Source organism: Paraburkholderia sp. MM5477-R1, assembly GCF_050436385.1.
In the GTDB taxonomy this organism is placed as follows: domain Bacteria; phylum Pseudomonadota; class Gammaproteobacteria; order Burkholderiales; family Burkholderiaceae; genus Paraburkholderia; species Paraburkholderia tuberum.
The window spans coordinates 1,030,140-1,051,071 of record NZ_JBNDMC010000007.1 but is presented as its reverse complement, the minus strand read 5'-3'; the positions used below and the strand labels follow the sequence as shown (position 1 = coordinate 1,051,071).

Sequence of the window (20,932 nt, the reverse complement as noted above, 5' to 3'; positions counted from 1 at the left end):
CAGCGATGGCGCGAGACGCGGACGGGAACTCAGCCCGCCGCGCTGGCGGGTTGCGCAGCCGGCGCGGCCAGCTTTGCCGGCGCGAGCCAGCGGAATACGTCCAGCTCTTCGCCGTGGAACGTGCACTCGGCGGCGGCCGGCGTGCTGACCCTCTTCGGCTCGGCCTGCTTCGCGGCCACGTTGACGTCCATCGCCGCTTGCGATGCCGATGCCGCGAGCGGCGCGGAGACCGCCACCTCGGACGCGCTTACCCGATGCTCGATCGTCCCCTCCACCACGACGCGCGAGCCGCGAATCGCGGCCCCGCGATGCGTGACCCGCAGCGTATCCGACGACATCCCCGACGGCGCCTCGGCCAGCTTGCTGCGCATCAATTGTTCGCATGCGCTCGAGTTGCGGGTACCGATCGTGCAGGCCGCCAGCAGCGCCGCGGCGCTCGCGACACAGGCGATAGAGAGAAGGCGAATCTTCATCGATGTTCCGTTGTTCCAAGCCTCGGTCATTGTAGCTTACGACCCCGTCGCCCGGCTTCGCGGCCGCCTGCCGCTTGACCTTGACCCAGTGCATCGGCATTGTGTTGACCGGTCGCGCCCTCGATGGCGCAGCCGGCAGCCCGGTTGCCCACATTGCGCGGCGAATTCAAAACGACTCTACCCCCGGTAACGATCTCGGCTTCTTCATGCTCAGCCTCGTCCTGCTCGCGATCGTCGCCTACGCCGCGACCAATATCGACAACCTGTTCGTGCTGCTCGGCTTTCTGACCGAAACGGGCGTGGAGCGGCGCCGCGTGGTCGCGGGACAGTACGCGGGCTCTTTGATCCTCGTCGCCGCGGCGCTCGTGCTCGCGTCCTTGCTCACGCGCCTGCCGGCCGGTTATGTGGGCCTGCTCGGCTTGCTGCCGATCGTCGTGGGCCTGCACAAGGCCTGGCAGCGCTTCGGTCCCGGCCACGCGCGGCGCAACGCCAGCGAAGATGGCGAGGACAGCCGCGCAAGCGCCCCGCCATCCGTTCGCGGCTCATCGAGCTGGACCGTCGCGAGCGTCGCCATCGCCAACGGCTCGGACAACCTCGCCGTCTACGTGCCGCTGTACGCGAGTCGTACGCCCGCCGAGAACGCGCTGGTTTCGCTCGTGTTCGTCGTGATGATCGGGCTCTGGTGCGCGGGCGCGGCATGGCTGGTCGACCACCCGTTGCTCGGCGCGCCGATCCGGCGCTACGGCTCGGCGCTGCTGCCGCTGATCCTGCTCGCGATAGGCGTATCGGTGATGGTGAACGGCGATACGTTGCGACTTTGGTCCGGCGCGTGATCAACGCGGGGCGTCGACGAAGACTGCGCGGCACGCAACGGCTTCGGCTTGCCGCCTTCAGCGTCGTAGTCTTCGTCTGCCGATCCTGCTTCGCCAGTCTCAATTCGCCGGCTGGGGCGGTTGCACGTAAGTACGCACGCCCGCCAGCGGCGCGCCATAGCCGCCCGCGGTCGCGTTGTTCGGCAAGCCGTTGACCAGTTGCGCACGCGGATCGGTCGGATTCAGATTCAGCTCGCCCGCCTGCTGGTTGCCATGCGTCGGATACTCGCTGCCGCGCGCCGCCTGCGGCATCAGACGCGTACTGTTTTGCGGCGCGTTCATGTCGTTCTGCGCACTGAGCCCCTGCGCGCCGGCCTGCCCGACGAACCCACATGCCAACGCCGCGCACGCGCAGATCCTCGCGAGGCCGGATATCTTCGCTACCCTTTTCATGTTCACCTCCTGCTCTGTGAATTGACGACGCCTCGTGAGCTCACCCCTGAATCGAGTGCCGCGCGAGCGTCCCACGGCACCTTTCATGCGAGCGGCCGCTCGCCCCCTTCTGCAGCCGAGCAGGCCGCGGCCCACTCCACCTCGGCCCTTGACGCTTTCTCAATAATATGTTCCCATTGCGCACTATGTACCGCGCCCAGACCACCCTATCGCTACTACTAGCCCGCTCTACCGGGCTAGGTCTGCTGCTGCGCGCGTCCGCTTCTCTCTGATACACCGAAGCATCGCTTGAATCCCCAGTAACTGACCCAGCCCCGGTTTCCGACCGGCGGCCCAGTATCGCGTTTTCGTCGTCCGGTCGACACCCATTCCACGGTCTCTCCCCCGGATGATGAAAATGTTGAAAAACCCTGCTACCAAGTACCGTTCGTTCAAGCCGATCAATTTGACGGATCGCCAGTGGCCGTCGCGCACCATCACGCGCGCGCCGATCTGGATGAGCACCGATCTGCGCGACGGCAACCAGGCGCTGTTCGAGCCGATGAACGCCGAGCGCAAGATGCGCATGTTCAAGACGCTGGTGCAGATCGGCTTCAAGGAAATCGAAGTCGCGTTTCCGTCGGCGTCGCAGACCGATTTCAACTTCGTGCGCGAGTTGATCGAGGGCGGCCATATTCCCGACGACGTGACGATCGAAGTGCTCACGCAGGCGCGCGACGATCTGATCGAGCGTACTTTCGAATCGTTGCGCGGCGCCCCGCGCGCGATCGTCCACCTGTACAACGCGACCGCGCCGGAATTCCGCAAGATCGTGTTCGGCCTCGAAAAGAGCGGCGTGATCGAACTCGCGCAGAAGGCCGCGCGCACGATGAAACGCCTCGCCGACGCGCAACCGGACACGCACTTCACGCTGCAATACAGCCCGGAAGTGTTCAGCGGCACCGAACTCGAATTCGCGAAGGAAGTCTGCGACGCGGTGTTCGACATCTGGCGACCGACGCCCGAGCACAAGGCGATCGTCAATCTGCCGGCCACCGTCGAAATGGCCACGCCGAACGTCTACGCCGACCAGATCGAATGGATGCACCGCAATCTCGCGCGTCGCGACTCGCTGATCGTCTCCGTCCACCCGCATAACGACCGCGGCACGGCCGTCGCGGCCGCGGAGCTCGCGGTGATGGCGGGCGCGGATCGCGTCGAAGGTTGTCTGTTCGGCAACGGCGAGCGCACCGGCAACGTCGACCTCGTCACGCTCGCGTTGAACCTGTACACGCAGGGCGTCGACCCCGAGCTCGATTTCTCGAACATCAACGAAGTCGCGCGCACGGCCGAGGAATGCACGCAGTTGCCGGTGCATCCGCGTCATCCGTATGTCGGCGATCTCGTCTTCACCGCGTTCTCGGGCTCGCACCAGGATGCGATCAAGAAAGGCTTCGCCGCGCAGAAACCGGACGCGATCTGGGAAGTGCCGTACATGCCGATCGATCCGAGCGACCTCGGCCGAACCTACGACTCCGTGATTCGCGTGAACAGCCAGTCGGGCAAGGGCGGCATCGCGTACCTGCTCGAGCAGAGCTACGGCGTCGTGTTGCCGCGCCGTCTGCAGGTCGATTTCAGCTCGGCCGTGCAGCGTTTCACCGACCAGAGCGGCCAGGAAGTCACGCCCGCGCAGATCTGGGAACTGTTCCAGCAGGAATACGTGCGCACGGCCGAGCCGGTCCGCTATATCAGCCACAGCCTGTCCGAGCATGACGGCCGCGAGCACATCAAGCTCAACGTCGAAATCAACGGCACGCCGCGCGTGCTGGGCGGCTCCGGCAACGGCCCGCTCGACGCGCTGATGCACGCCTTCGACGTGCCCGTGCGCATCCAGCACTACGAGGAACGCGCGCTCACGCAGGGCGCCGATGCGCGCGCGATCGCGATCGCCGAAATGGCCGGCACCGATGTGGCCGGCAGCGCGTTCGGCGTCGGTGTCGATGCGAACCTGATCACCGCGTCGATCCGCGCGGTGATCAGCGGCGTGAACCGCGCGTATGCACGCGTGAACACGGATGCCCAGGAGCGCTTCTTCGACGCCGCGCTGAGCGACGCGACGGTGTGAGGCCAGCGTCTGACGCGTTGAACGTGCGGCACGCCGCATGTTCGACGGGCTGACGACAACCAAGAAGGGGCGTTTCGACGCCCCTTCTTTTTTAATGTGGATTTATCCGCGTCAACGTTTCGGCCGACGGTCAATGAAACACGTCCCGGCCGAAGTACTTCAGCGAAATCCGCTGATACGTACCGTCTTTTCTCATGCCGGCGAGCGCGTCGTCGATCGCCAGGCGCAGCTTCGGATTGCCCTTGCGGATCAGTACGGCCGACTTGTCGCTGCTATCGGGCGACGTATCGACCGCGACGACCTTGATCCTCGCCTCGGGCTCGCGCTTCCTGTAGTCGAGAAACGACAATGAATCGTTGACGGTCGCGTCGACGCGGCCCGCGAGGAGCAGCTCGATCGATTCGTCGAAGCCCTGCGCCGGAATCACCTGCGCGCCGTGCGCGGCCGCGATCCTGCCGACGTTGCTGGTCAGCGTATTGGCCGATTTGCGGCCGTTCAGGTCGTCGAAAGATTTGATCGTCGTGTTCTCCGATGCGACGATCAGCACCGCGTGCGACGTGATGTACGGGTCCGAGTAATCGTATTTGAGCTTGCGCTCGTCGGTGATCGCGACCTCGTTGATCACCGCGTCGTAGCGATTGACGTCGAGACCGGCGATCAGTCCTTCCCATTTGCCTTCGATGAATTGCGGCTTGACGCCGAGACGCTGCGCGATCGCGCTCCCAAGCTCGACGTCGAAGCCGGTCAGCTTGCCCGCGTCGTCGTGGTAGGTGAACGGGGCGTACGTACCTTCGGTGCCGATCCGGAACACGCCCGATGCCTTGATCCGCGCGAGATCGTCGGCACTAGCCGGATGCGCGAGTGCTGCCTGCAACAGCGCAATCATCGCAAGTGAACGAATCGGCTTCATCGGACGGCTCCGTCTGAGTGCCTGCGCGGGTGGCGGACTGCCGCGTTTGGCGGGGAGTGCCGGCGTGCGACCGGCTGTGTGGGCCGACTGTAGCAAACCGTCCGCGATTTTCAAAGCGCTTCGCGCGCGGTGCATCGATCCGCACAGGTCAGCCGCGGCGCTCTGCCGTCAAGCATATGGCGCAGGCAAAAAGGCCCCGCAAGCGCTCATGCTTTCACGAGCCTTTGCGGAGCCTTTTCGCGCAGCTTTCGGTGTGGGTCGGCGTGTCGGCGCGCCGCTCAGTACGTCTCCAGATGCAGCCGCCCTTCCCGCTTCAGCTTCGCCCACAACGCTTCCCAATCGAGCTGATGCTGCTCGCCGATATCCTTGAGCGCCTGCAGCACACCGTCCTCCATGCCCTTGAGGCCGCACACGTAGATATAGGTGTTGTCGTCCTTCAGCAGGTTCGCGACGTCGGCCGAACGTTCGCGCATTGCGTCCTGCACGTAGCGCTTCGCCTGTCCCGGGGTGCGCGAGAACGCGAGCGTGGTGTCGATGAAATCCTTCGGCAGATTCGTCAGCGGTCCAAAGTACGGCAGCTCCTCCTTGGTACGCGCGCCGAAGAACAGCATCAGCTTGCCGGTCGCGCCTTTGAGGCGCTTGCGGCGGCGATACTCGGTCATCGCGCGCATCGGCGCGGAACCGGTGCCCGTGCAGATCATCAGCAGATGCGAGTTCGGATGATTCGGCATCAGGAAGGTGCTGCCGAACGGACCGATCACGTTGACCACGTCGCCCTTCTTCAGATCGCACAGATAGTTCGAGCACACGCCGTCGATCGCGTCGCCGTGCTGCTGCGACACCCGCTTCACCGTCAGCGACACGTTGTTATAGCCGGGCCGCTCGCCATCGCGCGGACTCGCGATCGAGTACTGGCGCGCGTGATGCACGCGGCCGTCGGCGGCAGCTCCGGGCGGCAGAATGCCGATCGACTGGCCTTCGAGCACCGGAAACGGCATCGAGCCGAAATCGAGCACGATGTGATGGATGTCGCTCGACGTCGCGCTGTCGGTGAGCCGGTAGTTGCCGACCACCGTCGCGGTGGTCGGCGCCTTATGCGTGTAGAGATTCACGTACGGCTTCGCGGCCGACCACGGCGGCACGAGCGCGCCGCGCACGGTATCCACTTCGAGGCCGTCTGCTTCGGCGGCGCTGTCGTCCGCGGTGGACGCGGCCACCGGTTCTTCAGCCGGCACCGCCATCGTGTTCTGCTCCGGCAACAGGTCCCACGTAAACTGCTCGTCGATCGAATAGGCGTCGGCCTTCAGCACGGTGCGCCAGTTGTCGATCGCGCCGGTCGGGCACGGCGGCACGCAGGCCATGCAGCCGTTGCAGACGTCGGCCTTCACGACGTAGTTGTTGGCGTCGTGCGTGATCGCATCGACCGGACAGGTCTCTTCGCAGGTATTGCAGCGAATGCAGATCTCCGGATCGATCAGATGCTGCCGCAGAACTTCGACCGATACTGGCCCGTTCATGACTTCCTCGCCTGCTTCAGTTGAAGCGCACGTATTCGAAATCGACTGGCTGACGGTTCACGCCCATCGCGGGCGGCGCGATCCAGTTCGCGAACTTGCCCGGCTCGGCGACGCGGCCCATCAGCGAAGCGACGAACGCGCGGTCTTCCGGCGTGGCGAGCCAGTTCGCTTCGTTCGCGGCCCATTCGGCTTCGCTGACGACGCGGCCGTCGGGCGACACGCGCGTGCCCGCGAACGTGCCGATCTGCCGGTTGAACGCCTTGTGCGGCACCGTCATGCGAAAGTCGATGCCGGCCTTCTCGAGCACTTTGTTCCAGCGCCCAACGCCCGCAACCGAGTCCTTGATGTAATCGTCGCGCAGCACTTCGTTCATCGCGTTGAGCATCGGCACTTCGCGCTCGACGAGCTTGCCGTCCTGCACGTCGAGCAGCTTGTAAGCATGCTCGTTCAGGCGATGATCGTCGTCGCGCTTGCCTTCCTCGTAGCGGCCCTTCAGGCCCGAGCTATAGAACGTCGCCGCGTTCGACGAATGATCGGCGCCGAACAGGTCGATCGTGACCGAGTAATGGAAGTTCAGATAGCGCTGGATGGTCGGCAGATCGATCACGCCGGCCGCGCGGATCTTCGCGACGTCGCCGGTGCCGAGTTCGTTCATCACCTGAGCGGTGCGCTGGATCACGCGCGACACGCCCGATTCGCCGACGAACATATGATGCGCTTCCTCGGTCAGCATGAACTTCGTCGTGCGCGCGAGCGGATCGAAACCCGACTCCGCAAGCGCCCGACAACTGGAACTTGCCGTCGCGGTCGGTGAAGTACGTGAACATGTAGAACGCGAGCCAGTCCGGCGTTTTCTCGTTGAACGCGCCGAGAATGCGCGGGTTGTCCTCGTCGCCCGAGCGACGGCCGAGCAAGGCTTCGGCTTCCTCACGACCGTCGCGGCCGAAGTAGCGATGCAGCAGGTACACCATCGCCCACAAGTGGCGGCCTTCCTCGACGTTGACCTGGAACAGGTTGCGAAGATCGTACAGCGACGGCGCGGTCAAACCGAGGTGACGCTGCTGCTCGACCGAGGCCGGTTCCGTATCGCCCTGCGTGACGATGATGCGGCGCAGGTTCGCGCGATGCTCGCCGGGCACGTCCTGCCACGCGGCTTCGCCCTTGTGCTCGCCGAATTGGATCTTGCGATCCTGCTCGCCCGGCGTGAGGAAAATGCCCCAGCGGTACTCGGGCATCTTCACGTAGTCGAAGTGCGCCCAGCCGCCCGCATCGACGCTGACCGCGGTGCGCAGATACACGTCGTAACCGTGCGAGCCTTCCGGGCCCATGTCGCCCCACCATGACAGAAAGTTCGGCTGCCATTGTTCGAGCGCGCGTTGCAGCGCGCGGTCGTCGGCGAGGTTGACGTTGTTCGGAATCTTTTCGCTGTAGTTGATCGAGGACATGGTCGGTTCCCTGGGTCAATTCCCTGTTCGGAAGCTGCAGTCGCGAGAGGCGCGTATCGGCAGGCGGCGTCGTTTAGTCGGAGTGAGCGCGGCGCATCTCACACGCGCGACACATCGAATTGCGCCTTGCTGCCCTTGCCGTACACCTTGAGCGCACCCTTCTCGCCCACTGCGTTCGGCCGGTTGAAGATCCAGTTCTGCCAGGCGGTGAGACGGCCGAAAATGCGCGTCTCCATCGTCTCCGGCCCATTGAAGCGCAGATTCGCTTCGAGGCCGCTCAAGGCATCGGGCGACATCGCCGCGCGTTCTTCGAGCGCGATGCGGATTTCGTCGGCCCAATCGATATCGTCAGGCGACGCGGTGACGAGACCAAAGCGCTCCGCGTCGAGCGCCTTGACCGGCTGGCCGACCAGCGCGCGCGCCGCGTCGAGCGGCTCGGCTTCTTCGTAGAAGCGCCGCGCGAGCCGCGACTGATGCGTCACCATCGGATACAGGCCGAAGTTGACTTCCGACAGCGTGATCGCCGGCTCCTCGTCCTCGTTGTCGGGCAGCGCGGCCATGTAGGTGCGATCGGCGGCGAACGCGAGTTCCGCGAACGTGCCGGCGAAGCATGAACCCGGCTCGATCAGCGTGAAGATGGAGCGCGACGACACGTCGAGGCGCGCGAGCGTGCGGCGCAGCATGCCGATCGTTTCGCGCACGAACCAGTGATCCCGGTGCTGCAGCAGCGTCGCATCGACCGCGAGCAGGTGGCGCGCGTCGCCTTCGGTCTTGAACACCCAGGTGCCGATGTCGAGCGCGTTGGTGCGCATCGAGAGGATCGCGTCGTCGAGTTCGCGCGCGAATTGCAGCGGCCACCAGTTGGCGCCCGCCGCGACGATCGCGGCGATGCCGGTCGGTTGCGCGGTCTGTGGCGCGCGCGCGGTGAAGGTCGCCACACGTTTCGCGCGATCGATCGTGACCTCGACCGTCTGATAGCTGAGGCCAGCTTCGCGATCCGTGCGTTCGATGCGCGTGAGCGCGACGCCCGGCGCTCCGGCCGGACGATCGCTGTGCGCGCCGAGTTCGAGCGCGCGCGCCTGAATGGCCTGCTCGAACTGGTTCGGCTTCACGACTTCGTCGACGAGACGCCAGGCCTTCGCGCGTTCGCCGCGCACGCCCTCGACCACCGTGCAGAAGATATCCGCGCGATCGTGGCGCACCTTGCGCTTGTCGGTCACGCGCGTGAGTCCGCCGGTGCCGGGCAGCACGCCGAGCAGCGGCACTTCCGGCAGCGACACCGAAGAGGAACGATCGTCGATCAGATAGATTTCATCGCAGGCCAGCGCGAGTTCATAACCGCCGCCCGCGCACGCGCCGTTCACCGCGGCGAGAAACTTCAGCCCCGAATGGCGCGACGAATCTTCGAGCCCGTTGCGCGTTTCGTTCGTGAATTTGCAGAAGTTGACCTTCCACGCGTGCGATGACAGCCCCAGCATGAAGATATTCGCGCCCGAGCAGAACACCCGGTCCTTCAGGCTCGTCACCACCACCGTGCGGACTTCCGGATGCTCGAAGCGAATGCGCTGAATCGCGTCGTGCAGCTCGATGTCGACGCCGAGATCATACGAATTGAGCTTCAGCTTGTAGCCGTCGCGAATGCCGCCGTCCTCGGCGACGTCGAGGCCGAGCGTCGCAACCGGACCGTTGAAGCTGAGCTTCCAATGCTTGTACTGCGACGGCTCGGTGCGATAGTCGACCGGCGCGGCCTGAGCAACGGCGGTGGGTGCTGTGGACATGGGGCGTCTCCTGACTGGACGATGCAATCTGTTTTTTGAACAATAGTGCATCGTCATACCAGCGTAAAGCACTTTAGTGCATTTTTACGGGGAAACCCTGGCCGCCCGCGATCGGTCAGTTCACGCGCGCCTCGTCGGGGGCTTCCGCCGCGAGACGCGCGGCGAGACGGTCGCGCAACTGCAGGTACGCATCGGCGAGCGTCTTTTCGCTGGTGTCGAACGACATGTCCGCGCGTCCGTACAGCTCGGCGCGCCCGGCGAGGATGCGCTTCAGGTCGTCCATCGCCTCGCGGTTGCCGGACATCGGCCGCAGATCGCCTTGCGCGACGACGCGGCGCATATGTTCCTCGGGCGTCGCCTGCAACCACACGGTGAAGCAGTGCGACAGCAGCACGTTGAACGTGCCCGATTCCGACACGAGCCCGCCCGGCGACGCGATCACCGCGTGCGAATGCTCGTGGATCACCGCCTCGAGCGCGCGTTGCTCGTAGCGTCGATACGCGCTCGCGCCGTACAGCGAATGAATCTCCGACGGCGGACAGCCCGCGAGCTGTTCGATCACGCGCGTGAGCTCGATGAACGGCACCTTGCGCTCCTGCGCGAGCATGCGCCCGAGCGTCGACTTACCCGCGCCGCGCAGGCCGATCAGCGCGATGCGGTCCTTGCGGTGCGGGTCGCGCGGCGCCTGCGCGAACATCTCGGCGAGCGCGATGCGCGCGCGCTGCAGTGCCGCCTGGTCGCGCCCCTGCAGCAGCTCGCGGATCAGCAGCCATTCGGCGGACGCGGTGGTTTCGTCGCCGATCACCTCGGCGAGCGAGCAGTTCAGCGTGGCCGCGAGCTGCCGCAGCACCAGCACCGACGCATTGCCGACGCCCGATTCGAGGTTCGCCAGATGCCGCTCCGACAAACCGGTTTCGGCCGCCAGCGTCTTGCGTGTCATGCCGCGGCGCGCGCGCAGCAGACGCACACGCTCGCCCATCGCGGTCAGGAACGGATCGCGTTCTTCGCGCTCGCCGCCGCGTTCGGCCGTGCGTTCACCCGCGCGCTCGGTGCGTTCGGCGCGGGCCGCGTCGTCGTCGGTTTCGTCCAACGGTGCGGGAGGGTACTTTTGATTCATGTTTTGCGACCTCGTGACTACGATACATGTACTATAGTGCTTGACACGCACCAGGTGAACGGTTTAATTTTCGCCAAAAGCTGATCCAATCACAAACACAGTCGCGCGCCGCCTTGGCATTCCGGCCGCGTCACGGAGACGGCGCCGCAATACGCATGCACCCAAGTTCCGGCGGCCGGCGATCCGGCGGCCGGCGACCCGGCGGCCGGCCTGCGTGAGGCGCGCTTCTGGAGGCTCGCATGTCCCCACAGGAATTCCGGCGCCTGATCGCAGGCGTCACTGGGCAACTCGCCGGGCGGCCGCTCGACGCCGCGCTCGCGGACTGGCTGAACGACACCTGGCCTGCCGGCAGCCCCACCTTTCACGAACTCGCGAACGCATGCCGCAGCGGCGTCGCCGAAGGCTGGCTGTGCAACCGCGAGGCCGGCGGCATCCGCTACGGCCGCATCTTCAAAGCGCTGCCCGACACGCACGGCTTTTCCGTCGACGTCGTCGACATGCAGGACATTGCCGGTCCGCACCACGTCCATCCGCACGGCGAGATCGATCTGATCATGCCCCTCACCGACGGCGCGACGTTCGACGGCCATCCGGCCGGCTGGTGCGTGTACAGCCCCGGCTCGGCGCATCGTCCGAGCGTCGCGAACGGCCGGGCGCTGGTGCTGTATCTGCTGCCGCAAGGGGCGATCGAATTCACGCGCGCGTGAGCCGCGAGCAGGTCACGATCACACAAGAGCCGGACCGTGTCCACGGATGGAGGAGACATATGGAAGCCCTGCTGGAAACGAGCGCACGCGAGCCGGTTGCGCCGCCGCCCCCGCTGTTCAACTTCGCGAGGCATCTGTTCCAGTTGAACGAAGCGCGCGCGAGCAAAGTCGCCTATATCGACGACTACGGCGCGATGACCTACGGCGAACTCGAACAGCGCGCGCGGCGCTGCGCCAGCGCACTGCGTGCGCTCGGCGTGCATCCCGAGGAACGCGTGCTGCTCGTGATGCTCGACACCGTATCGCTGCCGGTCGCATTTCTCGGCGCGCTTTACGCCGGCATCGTGCCGGTCGTCGCGAACACCTTGCTGAGCGCCGCCGACTATACGTACATGCTGACGCACAGCCACGCGCGAGCGGTGATCGTATCGGAACCGTTGCTACCTAACGTGACCGAGGCGCTGAGCAGCATCGACGACGACGGCTGCCAACCGATCGTCTCGCAGCCTCACGCCTGCACCGAAGCGCCGCTTGCGGCGCCCCGCTTCGAAACGCTGGTCGACACCGCGCTACCCGCCGTCAAAGGCTGTGCAGGCAACGCGGACGACATCGCGTTCTGGCTCTATTCGTCGGGCTCGACCGGCAAGCCGAAAGGCACCGTCCATACGCACGCGAATCTGTACTGGACCGCCGAGCTGTATGCGAAGCCGGTGCTCGGCATCGTCGAGAGCGACGTGGTGTTTTCGGCGGCGAAACTGTTCTTTGCATATGGGCTCGGCAACGCGCTGACGTTTCCGCTGTCGGTCGGCGCGACCGCGATCCTGATGGCCGAGCGCCCGACCGCCGAGGCGATTTTCGCGCGCCTCGTGCAGCACCGCCCGACCGTGTTCTACGGCGTGCCGACCTTGTACGCGAACATGCTGGTGTCGCCCAACCTGCCCGCGCGCGCCGACGTCGCGATCCGCGTGTGCGCGTCGGCCGGCGAGGCGTTGCCACGCGACGTCGGCGAACGCTTCACCGCGCACTTCGGCGCCGAGATTCTCGATGGGATCGGCTCGACGGAAATGCTGCACATCTTCCTGTCGAATCGCGCGGGCGAAGTCGAATACGGCACGACCGGGCGCCCCGTGCCGGGCTACGAAGTCGAGTTGCGCGACGAAGCCGGGCGGCCGGTGCCCGATGGCGAAGTCGGCGATCTGTTCATCAAGGGGCCGAGCGCGGCGCTGATGTACTGGAGCAATCGCGAGAAAACGCGCGCGACGTTTCTCGGCGAATGGATCAGAAGCGGCGACAAATATCGACGTATCACGAACGGCTGCTATGTCTACGCGGGCCGCAGCGACGACATGCTGAAAGTGAGCGGCCAATATGTGTCGCCGGTCGAGGTCGAGATGGTGCTCGTCGCGCATCCGGCGGTGCTCGAAGCGGCGGTGGTCGGCGTCGATCATGGCGGGCTCGTGAAAACGCGCGCGTTCGTCGTGCTCAAGCGCGACTTCATGCCGTCCGACCTGCTCGCTGAGGAACTGAAGACCTTCGTCAAGGAACGGCTCGCGCCGCACAAGTACCCGCGCGATATCGTGTTCACCGACGATCTGCCGAAGACCGCCACCGGCAAGATTCAACGCTTCAAGCTACGCGAACAGTCATAGGTGATTCATTGATGCAGAACCGAGGTACCGCCCCTGCCACTTCCTCCGCGGTTGCCGCCAGCCGCTTTGCCGCACTGCCGGCGAGCGCGTCGCATGGACCGCTGCGCATCGAGTACCGCTGGGTCAACGAGCAGGCGAATGCTCAGCAGGACGATTCGCCGATGGCGGTATTCCTGCACGAAGGTCTCGGCTCGATCGCGATGTGGCGCGACTGGCCGCAGACGTTGTGCGCGCGACTCGGCATGCGCGGGCTCGTCTATTCGCGGCCAGGCTACGGACTCTCGACAGCGCGTGCGCCTGACGACAAATGGCCGGTCGATTTCATGACCGCCCAGGCGCGCGACATCCTCCCCACCCTGCTCGACGCGCTCGATATCGACCTGCGGCAACGCCAACGCATGTGGGTGATCGGTCATAGCGACGGCGGCTCGATCGCGCTGCTGTATGCGGCGCTGTACCCCGATGCGCTCGCGGGCGCGGTCGTGATCGCGCCGCACGTATTCGTCGAAGACATCTCGGTGCAAAGCATCGCCCAAACGAAGCAGCTTTACGAAACCACCGATCTTCGCGCGAAGCTCGCCCGCTATCACGCGGACGTCGATTCCGCGTTCTACGGCTGGAACGATATCTGGCTCGACCCTGGGTTCAGGCGGTGGTCGATCGTCGAGGCGCTCGCGCCGATCCGTCGACCGCTACTCGCGATCCAGGGCAACGACGACAACTACGGCACGATGGCGCAGATCGACACGATCGCCGCGCGCGTGCCGCACGCCCAACTCGTGAAGCTCGACGCATGCGGACACTCGCCGCATCGCGACGCGCCCGCCGCGCTCAACGACGCCATCGCGGCGTTCGTGCGCGCACAACGATAAGCGGCGCCCGTCTGTTACCGATACTTCATAAAAATTACACGGATCGGCGATTATGCTGCTGCATCGCTGACCTCGGCACATCGATTGCGAGGCATCCCTTCCCCGCCCGGAGACAGTGCCATGCCCTTCGTGTCGAAGCCGGTTCGTGCGCCCCATCGCAAACGTTTGACGGGCGCCATCGCGGTGATCGCGCTGTGCGCGCTAGCGGGAGCGTGCAGCGACGACGCCCCGCCCGCCGGCACGAATACGATCAGTTCAACCGACCATTTCGCCGCTAACCCCGGCGACCCATCGATCGCCCCGCCGCCGGCCGACTCCGCGCCGCCGACGCTGACGATCCAGACACCGGCGGCACCCGCATCCGAAGCCGGCACGGCGCTGTCCGCCACCTCGCCGCCGCTGGCCAGCCCCGTCATCCATACCGTTGATTGAGAATCGCACCGCGCGCGGCGGCTAGCCCGCCTTCGCGCGTCCGACGCAGCATCGCCGTTTCAGTACCGCAATTTGTCGTCCCCGTGCCTTTTTCCTCCACCGAAGATCAAAGCCACCACCGCCCCAACCATGACCTCAAACAATCGTCGTGATTTTCTGCGCTCGGCCGCGCAAGCCGCCGGTTCCTTCACCGCGCTGAGCATGCTGCCGCCGGGCATCCGCAATGCGCTCGCGATTCCGGCCAACAACCGGACCGGCACGCTCCGCGACGTCGAGCACATCGTCGTGCTGATGCAGGAGAACCGTTCGTTCGACCACTACTTTGGCACGCTCAAAGGCGTGCGCGGCTTCGGCGACACGCGCGCGATCAACCTCGCGAACGGCCAGCCGGTGTGGTATCAGCCGCAAACCGCCGATGCCAGCGGTGCCAGCTACGTGCTGCCGTTCCGTCCGAGCGCGCCGAACCTCGGCCTGCAATTCCTGCAGGATCTCGCGCACGACTGGAGCTCCACGCACGCCGCATGGAACGGCGGCCGCAACGATCAGTGGGTACCGTCGAAAGGCGCGACCACGATGGCCTACCTGACGCGCGACGACATCCCGTTCCACTATCAGCTCGCCGACGCATTCACGATCTGCGACGCCTACCACTGCTCGCTGATGGGCCCGACCGATCCGAATCGCTACTACATGTGGAGTGGCTGGGTCGGCAACGACAGCAGCGGCGGCGGTCCGGTAATCGACAATTCGGAACTCGGCTACGGCTGGTCGACCTACCCCGAAGTGCTGCAGAACGCGGGCATCTCGTGGAAGATCTATCAGGACATCGGCACCGGGCTCGACGCGAACGGCTCGTGGGGCTGGACGCAGAACGCGTACATCGGCAACTACGGTGACAACTCGCTGCTGTATTTCAATCAGTACCGCAACGCGCAGCCGGGCAACCCGCTGTACGACAACGCGCGGACCGGCACCAACGCGGCCAACGGCGACGGCTACTTCGACATTCTGAAGCGCGACGTGCAGAACGGCACGCTGCCGCAGGTGTCATGGATCGTCGCGCCCGAAGCGTACAGCGAGCATCCGAACTGGCCGACCAACTACGGCGCGTGGTACATCGATCAGGTGCTGCAGATCCTCACGTCGAACCCGGACGTGTGGAGCAAGACCGTGCTGCTGATCAACTACGACGAAAACGACGGCTTCTTCGATCACATCGCCGCACCGTTCGCGGCCGCGTCGAGCGCGAACGGTTTGTCGAGCGTCGACATCACGCACGAAATCTATGCGGGCGACGCGAAGAACGTCGCCGGGCCGTACGGGCTCGGACCGCGCGTGCCGATGCTGGTGGTCTCGCCGTGGTCCAAAGGCGGCTACGTGTGCTCGGAAGTGTTCGACCATACGTCGGTGATCCGCTTCATCGAAAAGCGCTTCGGCCAGCAGCACAATCTCGGCGAATCGAACATCACGCCGTGGCGTCGCGCGGTGTGCGGCGATCTGACCTCCGCGTTCAACTTCGCGAATCCGAACGCGTCGGTGCCGTCGCTGCCGGGCACGAGCGGCTACGTGCCGGCCGACCGGAACCGTCACCCGGACTACGTGCCGCAACCGCCGACGGTGCAGACGGTGCCGAAGCAGGAAGCGGGCGTGCGCCCGGCGCGCGCGTTGCCGTACGAACTGTTCGTGCGCGTCGACGAAGGCTCGAACGGCAAGCTGACGATGCGCTTCGTCAACACGGGCCGCGCGGGCGCGGTATTCCTCGTGTACGCGGCCAATAGCGCCGACGCGCCGCGCAGCTATACCGTCGAAGCGGGCAAGCATCTGCAGGACGCGCTGCTGCTCAACGCCGACGGCAGCTACGACTTCAGCGTGCACGGGCCGAACGGCTTCCTGCGCCGCTTCGCGGGCAAGGTGGTCGCACGGAACTGGTGGAATGGTTCGGATACCGCACGGCCGGCCGTCGCCGAAGGCTACGATGTCGCGAACGGCAATCTGCAACTGCGGCTCGAGAACGTCGGCAGCGCGCGTTGCCAGTTCACGATCGTCAACGCGTACGACGCGAGCCATGTGATCAAGCGTTCGGTACGCGGCGGCGACACCGACAATCTGTACCTCGATCTGCGCAACGCATACGGCTGGTACGATCTCGCGATCACCGTCGATACGGACCCGACGTTCGCGCGCCGCATCGCCGGTCATGTCGAGACGGCAAACAACAGCATGAGCGATCCGGCGCTAGGCGGCTGAGCGTCGCTGTAACCCAACGCTGCAAAAGCAACGGCCGCTGGCTCTTCGGGCACAGCGGCCGTTTTTTATCCAGCTCCCGAACGCAAGCCCGCAATCGCGCGCGAGCGTCTACGATTCGAAATCGAGCCCGCCGATCAACGTGACCGGCTCACCCTGCGTGTGCGTGGAGAAATCGAGTTCGCGCGCCTGGGTCCACGCATTGAGCTTGCGCGGCAGCGCGGCCAGATATCTGGCGAAACGCGTCGCTCCCTGCTCGCCCATCAGCCTTTCTATTTCGTCGCTGTCCCAGGTCAGATACAGATTCAACGGATGCGGGTAATAACCGAGCTCATCGAGCGGCGTGGCGTGAATCCGCACGCGGGTGGGCTGACCCTGTTCGCCATGCGGCAACACGTCGGTGTGCACGGTCTTTGCGATACACGCGGCGATCGCCTCGGCAATGCGCGGCGCGAACTCCTGATCGAAACGCATTGCACTCTCGGGGCGCATCCAATCTCTCCGCTGTGATTCCCATCGTGGGTTGGTCATCGTAGCAGACTCAGTTTTTCGCCGGTGAGATCGCGTCCGGACCGTGCGTCACCGCCTCGCGCAGCGTCTTGCGGATCACCTTGCCGGTGGCCGTCATCGGCAGGCTTTCGACGAAGCGAATCTCGCGCGGATATTCGTGCGCGGCCAGACGCGTCTTCACGTGCTGCTGGATCTCGCGCACGAGTGCATCGTCGCCGACGAAACCCGCTTTCAGCACGACGAACGCCATCACGATTTCGGTGCGCTCGCGATCGGGGGCGCCGACCACGGCCGCCATCGCGACGGCCGGATGACGCAGCAGCGAATCCTCGATCGACGCCGGCCCAATCCGGTAACCGGCGCTCGTGATCACGTCGTCGCCACGACCGACGAAGCGAATGAAGCCGTCCGCGTCGCACGTGCCGAGATCGCCGGTCAGCAGAAACCTGCCGCGGAATTTGTCGTTGGTGGCCGCAACGTTCCGCCAGTAGCCGAGAAACATCACCGGATCGGGCGCGGCCACCGCGATATCGCCGATCGCGCCGGGCGGCAGCTCGTTGCCGGCGGCATCGACGATCGCGACATGGTGCCCCGGCACCGCGCGCCCGATCGCGCCGAAGCGCGGCTCGAACAGCGCCGCGCACGACGACACCACGACGTTGCACTCGGTCTGCCCGTAGAACTCGTTGATCGTCACGCCGAGTGCGTCGCGCCCCCAGCCGATCAGTTCCTCGCCCAGCGATTCGCCGCCGCTCGCGACCGCTTGCAACGCGAGACGCAGATGGGCGGGCCGCTCGACGCCGCGCATCATCTTCAGCGCGGTCGGCGGTAGAAACGCATGGGAGACCGCGTGACGCGCGAGCAGATCGAACGCGGCGTGGCCGTCGAATTTCGCAAAACGGCGCGCCAGCACCGCGACACCGTGATGCCACGATGGCAGCAGCACGTCGAACAGACCGCCGATCCACGCCCAGTCCGCGGGCGTCCACATCAGCGTCGCGCGCGCGGGAAAGCCCTGCTGCGACATCTCCACGCCGGGCAGATGCCCGAGCAATACGCGATGCCCGTGCAACGCGCCCTTCGGTTTTCCGGTCGTGCCCGACGTATAGATGATGATCGCCGGATCGTCCGCGGCGGTGGCGGCCGGCGTGAACTCGGCGCAAGCGCCATTCAACGCCTGCCAGAACGACCGCACGGGCGCGTCCGATGCTTCGTCATCCTGCTCGATATCGACACTGAACACGTGTCGCAACCCGGGCAGCGCGCCGCGAATTTCGGCGATCTTTTGCACGCCGGCGTGATCGGTGATCAGCGCGAGCGCGCCGCTGTCGCCGAGCCGATGCTCGATCGCGTCCACGCCGAACAGCGCGAACAGCGGCACCGCGACCATGCCGGCCTTGTAGGCCGCGAGATGCGCGATGGCCGTTTCGATCGATTGCGACAGAAAGATGCCGATGCGCTCGCCGCGCCGCGCGCCCGCCGCGAGCAGCGCATTGGCGAAGCGGTCGGACAGGGCTTTCAGTTCGTCGAACGTATAGCGGGTCGCGCGGCCGTCGGCGTCTTCGTAGATCAGCGCGAGACGCCCCGAGCCATCGGCCCACTTGTCGCATGTGTCGACGCCGATGTTGTAGCGCGGTGGAATACGCCACGCGAATCTGGCCGTGAGCGAATCGTAAGTCTCGCCGTCGAGGTTCATCGGGTCTCCTGGATATCGTCGTTGCCGCTGCATGGCGTGATGCATGGTCCGTCGCTTGCTGCCTCTGCGCGCATGGCCGGTGTTCCGCAGTTTAGCCCACGACCTCGCGCACTCGGTTTGATGCATTGCCGTGCGCAACTGAATTCGCCAGATACGACATAGTCCCGCTCATAATCGCCGACTCGTGGCGCTGAACTCAACGTTTTGCGACAACTCCTGTGCGATTCAAGCCCTTTACATCTGACCTGTGCCGCGCCCGTCTAGGATCGTTACACAGGTTCGGCGCGCATGTTGCGCCGCACGATCGCTACCGGATGACATATGCGCAAGGCAAGGTTTGCATCGTTCTGGCATGGCCCGGAACTTTCTCCCTACGAGATCGCCTGTCTGAATTCGTTCACGCTGTACGGCAGCGAGGTCGCGCTCTATAGCTACGAGCCGATCGACACTCTGCCGCCCGGCGTGATCGCGAAGGACGCGACCACGATACTGCCGCGCGACTCGCTGAACGACTTCCCGATTCACGGCGTGCCGTCGATGCAGCATTTCACCGACTATTTCCGCTTCGTGATGTTCACGAAGACCGATGAGATCTGGGTCGATACCGACATGCTGCTGCTACGCGATTTCGATCTCAACGCCAAGGGCGACCTGATCGGGCGAGAGACCTCATCGAGCATCTGCACGGCGATGCTGCGGCTCGACCCGGATCAGCCGCGCTTGCACGAATTAATCGAACGTGTCGAAGCAATGAAGGGCACGGCACTGAAGTGGGGCGACACGGGCCGGCGTCTGTTGACCGCCGTCTACGGCGTGAAGGCGGGTCTTCCCGAAAGTCTGTTCTATCCGGTGCATTTCAACGATTACTACAAGGTGTTCCTGCCGCGCTATTTCGACGAGTGCGCGGCGCTCTGTTCCAATGCGTACACGCTGCATCTGTGGAACAACCGGGTGGTCAAGATGGGCCTGTTCAAGCGCATCGGCCCCCCCGTTGGGTCGTTCCTGCACCACGTGTTCGAGCAAACCGGCGCCAACACGCTGTTTCGCGAGTTTTATCCGGCGAGCGTGATGCAGGCGATGATCGACAACGCGGTGGGCAAAGTCGGTAGCGACGAAGGTGTGCGCAAGCTGCTGCGCGTCGGCGTGCCGATGGTCACGACGGCCATCGCGCGCAGACTCGGCGCCTGAGTTCGCAGCTTCAGTTCGCGCCGCCCCTGCCCGAGCCCTGCGCCTGCTCCAGCACGAAGTCGATGAAAGTCGCCGCCGCGCGCGTGTGATGCCGATTCGGCATGTACAGCATGTACATGTGCGTGCCGAAGATGCTGAGCCGCCAGGCATCGAGCGCGGTCAGCACGGCGCCGAGCTTCAGATCGTCCTGCACCACGTAGTCGGGCACGAGTCCGACACCGAGACCGGCCAGCACCGCCTGGCGCAAAAATAGAAAGTTTTCCGAAATAATCGTCGGTTCGAGCAGGACTTCATGACGCTCGTCGCGCAGATACGCGGCGAGCCGCAACTGCTTGCCGATCACGGCCGCGGTAATCAGCGGCGCGGTGCGCAGGTCGTCGAGCGTCGCGGGCAGGCCGTGTGTCCGCGCGAATTCGGGGGATGCGCAGGCCACGTACCGGACTGGCCCCATATCCCGCGCGACGAGGTTTTGCGGCGGCTCCGACATCACGCGCACCGCGATGTCGATCTCGTCGCGCATCAGATCCTCGACACGGTTCTCGAACATCACATCGAGCACGATACCCGGATACAGCCGCTTGAACGCGATCAGCCAGTCGGACATCACGAGCTGGCCATAGCCGCTCGGCACGCTGAGCCGCACGCGCCCCTGCAGGCTCTGGCCCAGTGTCGTCACCGACTCGCGCGCGGCCAGCAGCGCGTTGCGGATCGTGCGGCCGTGCTCGTAGAGCCGCAGACCGATCTCGGTCGGCTCGACGCGACGCGTGGTGCGTCGCACCAATTGCAGGCCGAGCGAACGCTCGAGCTGATTCAGGTGATAGCTGACGTTCGCGCGGCTCATCTTGAGCCGGCGTGCCGCTTCGCTCAGATTGCCGGCGTCGAGGATGTCGACGAGCAGGGTCAGCGAGTTGACGTCCATCGCCCAGTCTTTGTCAAAATAATTTTGACAGTCTGTCAATCAACGGTGTAATTGTCAATGAACGCTGACCACTCCAGAATGGGACGATCCGGCGCGCCTCGCCATC

Annotated in this window: 17 protein-coding genes and 1 pseudogene; 8 read left to right on the top strand and 10 right to left on the bottom strand. The window is 65.1% G+C overall.

Annotated features, from left to right (window positions below):
• Positions 1-29 precede the first annotated feature (29 nt).
• A complete protein-coding gene (locus OKW35_RS33785) occupies positions 30-473 on the bottom strand; it encodes a hypothetical protein (RefSeq protein WP_429554376.1) in 444 nt (147 codons plus the stop codon).
• Positions 474-679: 206 nt separating this feature from the next.
• Here OKW35_RS33785 and OKW35_RS33780 point away from each other — a divergent pair, with 206 nt between their 5' ends.
• The gene (locus OKW35_RS33780; RefSeq protein WP_429554375.1) at positions 680-1,306 is read left to right on the top strand and encodes a cadmium resistance transporter; all 627 of its coding nucleotides are present in this window, start codon (positions 680-682) and stop codon (positions 1,304-1,306) included.
• A 99-nt stretch (positions 1,307-1,405) separates the two neighbouring features.
• Here the strand turns inward: OKW35_RS33780 and OKW35_RS33775 are convergent, their stop codons facing one another.
• Positions 1,406-1,738 carry a hypothetical protein gene (locus OKW35_RS33775; protein ID WP_429554374.1) on the bottom strand — a complete coding sequence of 111 codons (333 nt, stop codon included), beginning with the start codon at positions 1,736-1,738 and terminating at the stop codon, positions 1,406-1,408.
• A gap of 397 nt (positions 1,739-2,135) precedes the next feature.
• Between OKW35_RS33775 and leuA the strand changes: the two genes are divergently transcribed.
• Entirely contained in the window at positions 2,136-3,842 is a 1,707-nt protein-coding gene (gene leuA, locus OKW35_RS33770) for a 2-isopropylmalate synthase (RefSeq protein ID WP_429554373.1), read from the top strand.
• A 130-nt stretch (positions 3,843-3,972) separates the two neighbouring features.
• Here leuA and OKW35_RS33765 read toward each other — a convergent pair whose 3' ends face one another.
• From OKW35_RS33765 to OKW35_RS33745, 5 genes and pseudogenes are all read right to left on the bottom strand, one after another.
• Entirely contained in the window at positions 3,973-4,752 is a 780-nt protein-coding gene (locus OKW35_RS33765) for an amino acid ABC transporter substrate-binding protein (protein ID WP_429554372.1), read from the bottom strand.
• A 278-nt stretch (positions 4,753-5,030) separates the two neighbouring features.
• Complete coding sequence (gene boxA / locus OKW35_RS33760) at positions 5,031-6,269, bottom strand: benzoyl-CoA 2,3-epoxidase subunit BoxA (protein WP_429554371.1); 1,239 nt, start codon at positions 6,267-6,269, stop codon at positions 5,031-5,033.
• 16 nt (positions 6,270-6,285) lie between these two features.
• Positions 6,286-7,714 (bottom strand): annotated as a pseudogene (gene boxB, locus OKW35_RS33755) (benzoyl-CoA 2,3-epoxidase subunit BoxB).
• A gap of 98 nt (positions 7,715-7,812) precedes the next feature.
• Positions 7,813-9,492 (bottom strand): 2,3-epoxybenzoyl-CoA dihydrolase, encoded by a 1,680-nt coding sequence (gene boxC / locus OKW35_RS33750; protein ID WP_429554370.1) that lies wholly within the window; start codon positions 9,490-9,492, stop codon positions 7,813-7,815.
• 115 nt (positions 9,493-9,607) lie between these two features.
• Complete coding sequence (locus OKW35_RS33745; protein ID WP_429554369.1) at positions 9,608-10,609, bottom strand: helix-turn-helix transcriptional regulator; 1,002 nt, start codon at positions 10,607-10,609, stop codon at positions 9,608-9,610.
• A 239-nt stretch (positions 10,610-10,848) separates the two neighbouring features.
• Here OKW35_RS33745 and OKW35_RS33740 point away from each other — a divergent pair, with 239 nt between their 5' ends.
• From OKW35_RS33740 to OKW35_RS33720, 5 genes are all read left to right on the top strand, one after another.
• Complete coding sequence (locus OKW35_RS33740) at positions 10,849-11,316, top strand: DUF4863 family protein (protein ID WP_429554368.1); 468 nt, start codon at positions 10,849-10,851, stop codon at positions 11,314-11,316.
• A gap of 59 nt (positions 11,317-11,375) precedes the next feature.
• Positions 11,376-12,965: a benzoate-CoA ligase family protein gene (locus OKW35_RS33735; RefSeq protein WP_429554367.1), complete on the top strand. Its 1,590-nt coding sequence runs from the start codon at positions 11,376-11,378 to the stop codon at positions 12,963-12,965.
• A gap of 11 nt (positions 12,966-12,976) precedes the next feature.
• Positions 12,977-13,837, top strand: coding sequence for an alpha/beta fold hydrolase (locus tag OKW35_RS33730; RefSeq protein ID WP_184063718.1), 861 nt, complete (start codon positions 12,977-12,979; stop codon positions 13,835-13,837).
• 120 nt (positions 13,838-13,957) lie between these two features.
• Positions 13,958-14,269: a hypothetical protein gene (locus OKW35_RS33725; RefSeq protein WP_184063715.1), complete on the top strand. Its 312-nt coding sequence runs from the start codon at positions 13,958-13,960 to the stop codon at positions 14,267-14,269.
• 129 nt (positions 14,270-14,398) lie between these two features.
• A complete protein-coding gene (locus tag OKW35_RS33720; RefSeq protein WP_429554366.1) occupies positions 14,399-16,516 on the top strand; it encodes a phosphocholine-specific phospholipase C in 2,118 nt (705 codons plus the stop codon).
• Between the two features lie 108 nt (positions 16,517-16,624).
• Here the strand turns inward: OKW35_RS33720 and OKW35_RS33715 are convergent, their stop codons facing one another.
• Together OKW35_RS33715 and OKW35_RS33710 are read right to left on the bottom strand one after the other, a co-directional pair.
• Complete coding sequence (locus OKW35_RS33715) at positions 16,625-17,005, bottom strand: DUF5594 family protein (protein ID WP_429554365.1); 381 nt, start codon at positions 17,003-17,005, stop codon at positions 16,625-16,627.
• Positions 17,006-17,054: 49 nt separating this feature from the next.
• Entirely contained in the window at positions 17,055-18,719 is a 1,665-nt protein-coding gene (locus OKW35_RS33710; RefSeq protein ID WP_429554364.1) for an acyl-CoA synthetase, read from the bottom strand.
• Between the two features lie 321 nt (positions 18,720-19,040).
• Here OKW35_RS33710 and OKW35_RS33705 point away from each other — a divergent pair, with 321 nt between their 5' ends.
• Positions 19,041-19,907, top strand: coding sequence for a hypothetical protein (locus OKW35_RS33705; RefSeq protein WP_429554363.1), 867 nt, complete (start codon positions 19,041-19,043; stop codon positions 19,905-19,907).
• Between the two features lie 10 nt (positions 19,908-19,917).
• On the opposite strand, the gene OKW35_RS33700 is transcribed toward OKW35_RS33705, so the two are convergent.
• Positions 19,918-20,826 (bottom strand): LysR family transcriptional regulator, encoded by a 909-nt coding sequence (locus tag OKW35_RS33700; RefSeq protein ID WP_429554362.1) that lies wholly within the window; start codon positions 20,824-20,826, stop codon positions 19,918-19,920.
• Positions 20,827-20,932: the final 106 nt, after the last annotated feature.

Excerpts from the sequence above, each read along its gene's own strand:
- OKW35_RS33785 (WP_429554376.1), bottom strand. The coding sequence starts at position 473 with ATGAAGATTCGCCTTCTCTCTATCGCCTGTGTCGCGAGCGCCGCGGCG.
- OKW35_RS33780 (WP_429554375.1), top strand. The coding sequence starts at position 680 with ATGCTCAGCCTCGTCCTGCTCGCGATCGTCGCCTACGCCGCGACCAAT.
- OKW35_RS33775 (WP_429554374.1), bottom strand. The coding sequence starts at position 1,738 with ATGAAAAGGGTAGCGAAGATATCCGGCCTCGCGAGGATCTGCGCGTGC.
- leuA (WP_429554373.1), top strand. The coding sequence starts at position 2,136 with ATGTTGAAAAACCCTGCTACCAAGTACCGTTCGTTCAAGCCGATCAAT.
- OKW35_RS33765 (WP_429554372.1), bottom strand. The coding sequence starts at position 4,752 with ATGAAGCCGATTCGTTCACTTGCGATGATTGCGCTGTTGCAGGCAGCA.
- boxA (WP_429554371.1), bottom strand. The coding sequence starts at position 6,269 with ATGAACGGGCCAGTATCGGTCGAAGTTCTGCGGCAGCATCTGATCGAT.
- boxC (WP_429554370.1), bottom strand. The coding sequence starts at position 9,492 with ATGTCCACAGCACCCACCGCCGTTGCTCAGGCCGCGCCGGTCGACTAT.
- OKW35_RS33745 (WP_429554369.1), bottom strand. The coding sequence starts at position 10,609 with ATGAATCAAAAGTACCCTCCCGCACCGTTGGACGAAACCGACGACGAC.
- OKW35_RS33740 (WP_429554368.1), top strand. The coding sequence starts at position 10,849 with ATGTCCCCACAGGAATTCCGGCGCCTGATCGCAGGCGTCACTGGGCAA.
- OKW35_RS33735 (WP_429554367.1), top strand. The coding sequence starts at position 11,376 with ATGGAAGCCCTGCTGGAAACGAGCGCACGCGAGCCGGTTGCGCCGCCG.
- OKW35_RS33730 (WP_184063718.1), top strand. The coding sequence starts at position 12,977 with ATGCAGAACCGAGGTACCGCCCCTGCCACTTCCTCCGCGGTTGCCGCC.
- OKW35_RS33725 (WP_184063715.1), top strand. The coding sequence starts at position 13,958 with ATGCCCTTCGTGTCGAAGCCGGTTCGTGCGCCCCATCGCAAACGTTTG.
- OKW35_RS33720 (WP_429554366.1), top strand. The coding sequence starts at position 14,399 with ATGACCTCAAACAATCGTCGTGATTTTCTGCGCTCGGCCGCGCAAGCC.
- OKW35_RS33715 (WP_429554365.1), bottom strand. The coding sequence starts at position 17,005 with ATGCGCCCCGAGAGTGCAATGCGTTTCGATCAGGAGTTCGCGCCGCGC.
- OKW35_RS33710 (WP_429554364.1), bottom strand. The coding sequence starts at position 18,719 with ATGAACCTCGACGGCGAGACTTACGATTCGCTCACGGCCAGATTCGCG.
- OKW35_RS33705 (WP_429554363.1), top strand. The coding sequence starts at position 19,041 with ATGCGCAAGGCAAGGTTTGCATCGTTCTGGCATGGCCCGGAACTTTCT.
- OKW35_RS33700 (WP_429554362.1), bottom strand. The coding sequence starts at position 20,826 with ATGGACGTCAACTCGCTGACCCTGCTCGTCGACATCCTCGACGCCGGC.